Here is a 6950-nt window from a genome sequence, read left to right as displayed (position 1 = left end):
CTTCGCGGGCGCCGCCTTCTTCGCGGGCGCCGCCTTCTTCGCGGGCGCCGCCTTCGTGGCCGTCGCCTTCTTCGCGGGAGCTGCCTTCGTGGCAGGAGCCTTCTTGGCCGGCGCCGCCTTCTTCGCGGGCGCAGCCTTCGTGGCCGTCGCCTTCTTCGCGGGCGCAGCCTTCGTGGCTGCCTTCTTCGCCGGCGCCGCCTTCTTTGCCGGCGCTGCCTTCTTCGCCGGCGCTGCCTTCTTCGCCGGCGCAGCCTTCTTCGCCGGCGCCGCCTTCGAGGCAGGGGATGCCTTCGAGGCAGGGGATGCCTTCTTCGTCGTGGCGGCCTTCGTCGCCCCGGACGAGCCGTTGCGCCCGACGGCCTTGCGCGCGGACGAGGCCGCCTTGGCGGTCGTCTTCTTCGCGGCCGACAGGGCCCGCTTCACCACCATGGGACATCCCTTTCAGGGGGCTGGGCGGGCCCTCGCGGCCCGCCCGGTGCGCCGAGGATACGGGCACAGGCAGGGGGTCTCAACGCCGCAACGCCCGGATGACCTGTGCGTTCCATGACAACGACGCAGGGCCCGGGAGGTTCCCGGGCCCTGCGTCGTCGCGCTCGGGTCAGGCCTGCGGCTCGTGCTGCGGCTGCGCCACCTGCTCCGTGTCGGCCTCCTCGTCCGCCTCCTCGACGTTCTTGAGGTCGGCCAGCTGGCCCTGGATGTACTCGTGCAGCCGGGCGCGGTAGTCGCGCTCGAAGCTGCGCAGGGACTCGATCTTGCGCTCGAGGAGGTTCCGCTCACGACCGAGCTCCTCGAGGATCGAGGCCTTCTTCTGCTGCGCCTCGGCGACCATGCCGGTCGAGCGCTCGCGCGCCTCGGTGAGCATCTCGTCCCGCTGGGTCGTCGCGGTGCTGATCATCTCGTCACGCTGGGCGGTCGCGGTGGAGACGAGCTCGTCGTGCTGCGCCTGACCGGTCGAGACCAGCTCGTCGTGGCGGGCCTGGCCCGTGGTCACGAGCTCCTCGTGCTTGCGCTGGGCGGTGCCGACCAGCTCGTCGTGCTTGCGCTGGCCCTCGGAGATCAGCTCGTCGCGCTTGGACTCACCGGCGGCGACGTGCTCGTCGTGCAGGCGCTGGGCGAGGGCGATGACCCCGGCCGCGCTCGCGCCGCCACCGGCGCCGGCGAGGGCGGCAGCCCCCATCCCGTTGTCGCCGGCGGGCTGGGCGGACGCCCGCTGCTCGGCCTCCTGCGCCCGGCGCTCGGCCTCCTGGGCTCGCTGCTCGGCGGCCTGCACGCGCTCGTCGGCGTCGTGACGGGCCTCCTCGAGGCGCGTCTCGAGGATCGAGACCCGCTCGTCGACGGCCGCACCCTGCTGCTCCTGGGCCGCGGCGTGCTCGTCACGGGCGGAGGTGAGGGCGCTCGCGTGCTCGTCGCGCTCGGCGGTGACCTGGGCCAGCTGGCCCTCGAGCTCGCGGACCCGCTCCTCGAGGGTCGAGGCGTGGCGCTCGACCTGCGCGGCGTGGTTCTGGAACTCACCGGCGCGGCGCTCGGCGTCCGCGACGCGGGCGTCGACGTCGCCGCTCGCGCCGCGCAGCGCAGCGATCTCGGTGTCGCGCTGGGCGATCAGCTGCTCGAGCTCGGAGGTGTGCTGCTGCAGCTGGGTCAGCTGACCCTGCAGCTCGGCGGCACGCGCCTCGCCGTCGCCGCTGCGGTTCTCGTACTCGCCGAGGCGGGCGGCGAGGTCGCTGCGGGCTCCCTCGAGCTCGGAGACCCGGGCGGCCAGGGTCGCGTTCTTGGAGCGCAGCTCCTCGAGGTCGCGCCCGGCGTCGGTGTCCGGTCGGGCGAGGGCGGCCGTCGGGGCCATCCCCTTGCTCTCGCGGCAGGAGGAGAGCTCGCCGCGCAGGTCGTCGCTCTCCTTCGACATCCGGCGCATCTCGGCGACGATGTCGTCGAGGAAGTCGTCGACCTCGCGCTCGTCGTACCCACGACGGAACTGGGTCTGGGTGAACGTCTTGTTGAGGACGTCCTCGGGCGAGAGAGCCATGTGCAACTCCTGGTGGCCGGTATCGGGTCACGGGACCGGACACCGGGGGACGCGACGACGCGGACCCTGGTGTCCGTCGCCCAGCCTACGGGATGGCGGGGCGCACGTGACAGATGTGATTTGACGGGACGTGTCCTGCGGCCGCGCGCGGCCTCACCCGGCGAGGGCCGAGAGCACCGAGTAGAGGACGAACACGACGACGAACAGGACCATGAACGACAGGTCGACCGAGACCGCGCCGAGGCGCAGCGGCGGGATCACCTTGCGCAGGGCCCGCAGCGGCGGCTCGGTGAGGGTGTAGACCGGCTCGGCGACGAGCAGGACGGGCCCCCGGGGTCGCCACTCGCGGGCGAGGATGCGGATCCAGTCGAAGACCACCCGGCCGACGAGCACGACGAGGTACAGGAAGACCACGAAGGCGAGGACGGCGAAGGCGGCACCCATGCCGGAAGTGTGACCGATGGACCTGTGGTCGCGGCGGCCGGGTCCGTCAGCTCTGGTTGAAGACGCCTCGGCCCGGGGCGACCGGACCCTCCTCGGCGTTGACCTCGACGGCCTCCGGCGAGAGGAGGAACACCTTCGAGGTGACCCGCTCGATGGAGCCGTGCAGGCCGAAGACGAGGCCGGCGGCGAAGTCGACGAGGCGCTTGGCGTCGGAGTCGCTCATGTCCGTGAGGTTCATGATGACCGGCACGCCGTCGCGGAAGTTCTCCCCGATGGTCTTGGCCTCGTTGTACGTGCGCGGGTGGATCGTCGTGATCCGCGAGACGCTGCCCGCGTCGTGGGTGCGGACGACCTCGGCGACCGGGCGCCGCGTGGGCAGCGGCGTCACCTCGGCACCGCGGTGCTCGGTGCGCTCGTCGACCTCGGGCTCGTCGTAGCCGTCGTAGTACTCGTCGTCGTAGTGGCCCTGGTCCTCGGCGAGGCCCAGGTAGACCATCGTCTTGCGCAGCGCGCCAGCCATCACGTGCTCCTCGGTCGTCGGTCCTGCGGGTCAGGGCCGTGCGTCGTGACCGAAGTTACCGGTGTGACTCACGAGAACCGAGGATTGCCGAGCCGACACGCAGGTGTGTCGCCCCTTCGGCCACCGCGTCCTCGAGGTCGGCGCTCATCCCGGCCGAGAGCCAGGTGGCGTCCCGGTGGTCGGCCCGGACCCGCTCGGCCAGGCTCCGCAGCCGGGCGAACGCCGGACGGGGGGGCTCCCCGAGGGGTGCGACGGCCATGAGGCCGCGCAGCCGCAGGTGCGGCAGGTCGGCGGCGAGATCGGCGAGGGCGGGCACCTCCTCCGGCGCCGCTCCCCCGCGACCGCCGGCCGTGTCGAGCCCGACCTGGACGAGGACGTCGAGGACGCGCCCCTCCCGCTCGGCCGCCCGGTCGAGCGCGCGGGCCAGCTTCGCGCGGTCCAGGGAGTGCACGACGTCGGCGTAGCCCGCGACCGACCCGGCCTTGTTGGTCTGGAGCTGGCCGATGAAGTGCACGGTGAGCCGGTCGCGGTGCGCGAGCTCGGCGACCTTGGCCGCGGCCTCCTGGTCGCGGTTCTCGCCGATGTCGGTGACGCCGAGCTCGGCGAGCAGGTCGACGTCGCTCGCCGGGAAGAACTTGGTCACCGCCACGAGGGTCACCCCGTCGGTGCGTCCGGCCGCCTCGAGGGCGGCGGCCACCCGCTGCCGGACGGTGGCGAGCCGGGCCTCGAGCTCGGCGCGGCGGCCGCTCACGACGCCCTCGCGACGACGCCGGCGAAGCGGCCGGTGGTCCCCGAGCCGCGGTAGGAGTAGAGGTCCTCGCGCTCGCGGGTGCAGCCGGGCACCCACGTGACGGCGACGTCGAGGGCGCGCAGCTGGGCCACCACCCCGGCGGCGACGTCGATGGCCGGCGTGCCGGTCCACGAGACGGTGGCGCTGACCGGCTCGACGTCGGCCGCGAGGTCGCGCATCGCCGCCGGCACCTCGTAGCAGCGGCCACACACCGACGGGCCGACGACGGCGTCGAGCTCCCGCGCGCCGAGGTCGCGCATCGCCGCGACGGCGTTCGGGACGACACCGGCGAGCAGTCCCGGCCGCCCGGCGTGGACGGCGGCGACGACGCCGGTGGGGTCGGCCAGGAGGACCGGCACGCAGTCGGCGACGAGGACCGCGAGGGCCAGGTCGTCCGACGTGGTGACGAGGGCGTCACACCGCGGGGCCACGTCCGGCACGCCGTCGACCACGGCCACCTCCGCGCCGTGACACTGCTCCATGTAGACGAGCGGACGGTCCACCGCAGCCGCCAGGCGCCGCCGGTTCTCCCGGACGTCGGCCCCGTCGTCCTCGACGTGCAACCCGAGGTTGAGCCCGGCCCAGGGTCCGCGGCTCACGCCACCCGGCCGCCCGGTCAGGACCCGGCGCGCCCCGGTGCTGGTCTCGTCCCAGATGAACACGGCACTTACGGTAGACGCGGACGGGGGCGGACCGGAGTGCCGGCCCGCCCCCGTCGAGGCGTCGCGCGCCCCGCCTCCCACTACTTGAGGAAGTCCGGGACGTCGAGGTCGTCGTTCTCGTCGAAGGTGACGGTGCGCGGCGGCTGCTGCCGGACCGGCTCGGCCGGGGTCGACTCACGCTCGGTGTGCACCGGGGCGTCGTCGTCCGCGGGCTCCGGGCGCGGGACGGGGGCGGCCGTGTACCCACCGTTCGCCTCCGGCGCCGGGCTGGGCGGGACCACGGCCGGGGCCGGGGACGGCGCCGGCGTGTGCACCGGGGCCGAGGCACCGGGAGTCGGCGGTGCCGCCGGGGTGGAGGGCACGGCCGGGGGGGCGGCCGGCGTCGCCGGGCGGCCCTGGATCGTGCCGAGCGCGCGGTCGTCGGCCCGCCGGACGGGCGCGCCCCCGTCGAAGCCGGCGGCGATGACGGTGACCCGCACCTCGTCGCCGAGGGCGTCGTCGATGACCGCGCCGAAGATGATGTTGGCCTCCGGGTGCGCCGCCTCCTGGACCAGGCGCGCCGCCTCGTTGATCTCGAAGAGCCCGAGGTCGCTGCCGCCCTGGATGGAGAGGAGGACGCCGTGCGCGCCGTCGATGCTCGCCTCGAGCAGCGGGCTGGAGATGGCGAGCTCCGCGGCCTGCACCGCGCGGTCCTCGCCGCGGGCCGAGCCGATGCCCATGAGCGCCGATCCGGCGCCCTGCATGACGGACTTCACGTCGGCGAAGTCGAGGTTGATCAGGCCCGGTGTCGTGATGAGGTCGGTGATCCCCTGGACACCGGAGAGCAGGACCTGGTCGGCGCTGCGGAACGCGTCGAGCATCGAGACGCCGCGGTCGCTGATCGAGAGCAGCCGGTCGTTGGGGATGACGATGAGGGTGTCGACCTCGTCGCGCAGCGCGGCGATGCCGGACTCGGCCTGGTTCGCGCGGCGGCGGCCCTCGAAGGTGAACGGACGGGTGACGACACCGATGGTCAGCGCGCCGAGGCCCTTGGCGATGCGCGCGACGACCGGTGCACCGCCGGTGCCCGTGCCCCCGCCCTCGCCGGCGGTGACGAAGACCATGTCGGCCCCCTTGAGGACCTCCTCGATCTCCTCCGCGTGGTCCTCGGCGGCCTTCTTGCCGACGTCCGGGTCGGCGCCGGCGCCGAGGCCGCGGGTCAGCTCGCGGCCGACGTCGAGCTTGACGTCGGCGTCGGACATGAGGAGCGCCTGCGCGTCGGTGTTGACCGCGATGAACTCGACACCCTTGAGGCCGACCTCGATCATCCGGTTGATGGCGTTGACGCCGCCGCCGCCGATGCCGACGACCTTGATCACGGCGAGGTAGTTCTGGGGTGCTGCCACGGGTTTGGCCTTCCACTTCGGTCACGGCGTGCAGGAGACCGGACAACCCTCCACCTGAGGTACAGGGTTACAGTTCGGTCACGGGGTGCGATGGGACGACGCTACGTCGCGCCCGGGGCTCCTGCACCCTCCCGCGGGGCGTGTCGCGACATCCTGCGCGGCAAATCCTGTCACGGCTCTCAGGACGCGTCACACCCGCCCCTCCAGCCCCACCAGGAACAGGGGTCTCAGCGGGTGACGGGGGTGTCCGGCGCGCTGACGTCGATGACCTTGGCCTTGGTCGTGAGCAGGGCACGCAGCACCCGGATCTTCAGCTCGGCGCCGTCCTCGCCGCCCCACACGACGGTGTGCCCGCGGGTCGTGAAGGTCACGAGGTCCGCACTGCTCACGGTGACCGACCGGACGTCCTTGGCGAGGTCGGGCGGCAGGTCGCGCAGGAGGGCGAGCGCCGCCTGGAGGGCCTGCGGGGTCATCGAGCGCGAGCCGGTCGCCGTGACGACCGGCACGCCGGCGGGAGCCTTGGCGACCTGACCGAAGGAGACCCCCGTCGCGTCCACGACCTCGAGTCGACCTTGAGGGTTCCTGACGACGATCGACGGCACCCGCGGGACGACCTCGACCACGAGCGTGCGCGGCCAGGACCGGCGCACCGAGACCTCGGCGACGGTGACCCGGGTGCGGACCGCCTGCTCGACGGCCGCGGTGTCGACCCGGACGAGCGGGGTGCCGGCCTCGACGTGGACCAGCGAGCGCACCTCCGCGGCCTCGGCGCCGGTGACGCCCACGACCTCGACGTCGTGCACGCCGAGGACGCCGGTCCAGCCGACGAGGTAGGCGCCACCTCCGACGAGGACGGCGACGAGGAGGAGGGACAGCACGCGCTGCCAGGGCCGGCGCCGTCGGGCCAGCGCCCGCTCGCGGAACCGGGAGGCGGAGGAGTCGAGCCCGCGGGGGCGCGGGCCGCGGGTCGCGGTGTGGCTCACCGGTCCTCCTCGGGGCGTCGGCGGAGGGCGTCGAGGATCAGGGGCCCGAGGCGGGTGACGTCGCCGGCGCCCACGGTGAGCAGCCGGTCACCCGGCGCGGCCTCCCCGGCGAGGAGGTCCACCGGCGGGGCGGGGGCGACCCCCCC

General features: G+C 73.9%; 8 protein-coding genes. 1 reads left to right on the top strand and 7 read right to left on the bottom strand.

The genetic code is table 11. The features are described from left to right. Nucleotides 1-547: hypothetical protein (locus tag PKA89_RS18555; RefSeq protein ID WP_324422051.1), on the top strand; the 547-nt coding region annotated here is incomplete at its 5' end. 51 nt (nt 548-598) lie between these two features. On the opposite strand, the gene PKA89_RS18550 is transcribed toward PKA89_RS18555, so the two are convergent. The 7 genes from PKA89_RS18550 to PKA89_RS18520 all read right to left on the bottom strand — a co-directional run bounded on the left by PKA89_RS18550 (nt 599) and on the right by PKA89_RS18520 (nt 6804). Then, nucleotides 599-2020: a DivIVA domain-containing protein gene (locus PKA89_RS18550; protein ID WP_324422050.1), complete on the bottom strand. Its 1422-nt coding sequence runs from the start codon at nt 2018-2020 to the stop codon at nt 599-601. Nucleotides 2021-2173: 153 nt separating this feature from the next. Further along, complete coding sequence (locus tag PKA89_RS18545) at nt 2174-2464, bottom strand: YggT family protein (protein WP_324422049.1); 291 nt, start codon at nt 2462-2464, stop codon at nt 2174-2176. A gap of 46 nt (nt 2465-2510) precedes the next feature. Next, nucleotides 2511-2984, bottom strand: coding sequence for a cell division protein SepF (gene sepF, locus PKA89_RS18540; protein ID WP_324422048.1), 474 nt, complete (start codon nt 2982-2984; stop codon nt 2511-2513). 55 nt (nt 2985-3039) lie between these two features. Beyond that, complete coding sequence (locus tag PKA89_RS18535) at nt 3040-3735, bottom strand: YggS family pyridoxal phosphate-dependent enzyme (RefSeq protein ID WP_324422047.1); 696 nt, start codon at nt 3733-3735, stop codon at nt 3040-3042. Continuing rightward, on the bottom strand, nt 3732-4436 hold the full coding sequence (locus PKA89_RS18530) for a polyphenol oxidase family protein (protein WP_324422046.1): 705 nt from the start codon (nt 4434-4436) through the stop codon (nt 3732-3734). Before PKA89_RS18530 ends, PKA89_RS18535 begins: the two co-directional genes overlap by 4 nt. A gap of 80 nt (nt 4437-4516) precedes the next feature. Continuing rightward, the gene (ftsZ, locus tag PKA89_RS18525; protein ID WP_324422045.1) at nt 4517-5821 is read right to left on the bottom strand and encodes a cell division protein FtsZ; all 1305 of its coding nucleotides are present in this window, start codon (nt 5819-5821) and stop codon (nt 4517-4519) included. Between the two features lie 227 nt (nt 5822-6048). Beyond that, complete coding sequence (locus PKA89_RS18520) at nt 6049-6804, bottom strand: FtsQ-type POTRA domain-containing protein (protein WP_324422044.1); 756 nt, start codon at nt 6802-6804, stop codon at nt 6049-6051. Nucleotides 6805-6950: the final 146 nt, after the last annotated feature.

The sequence above is a fragment of the Phycicoccus sp. genome, from assembly GCF_035325325.1.
Taxonomy (GTDB): Bacteria; Actinomycetota; Actinomycetes; order Actinomycetales; family Dermatophilaceae; genus Phycicoccus.
This window is presented reverse-complemented; position numbering and strand designations above follow the sequence as displayed.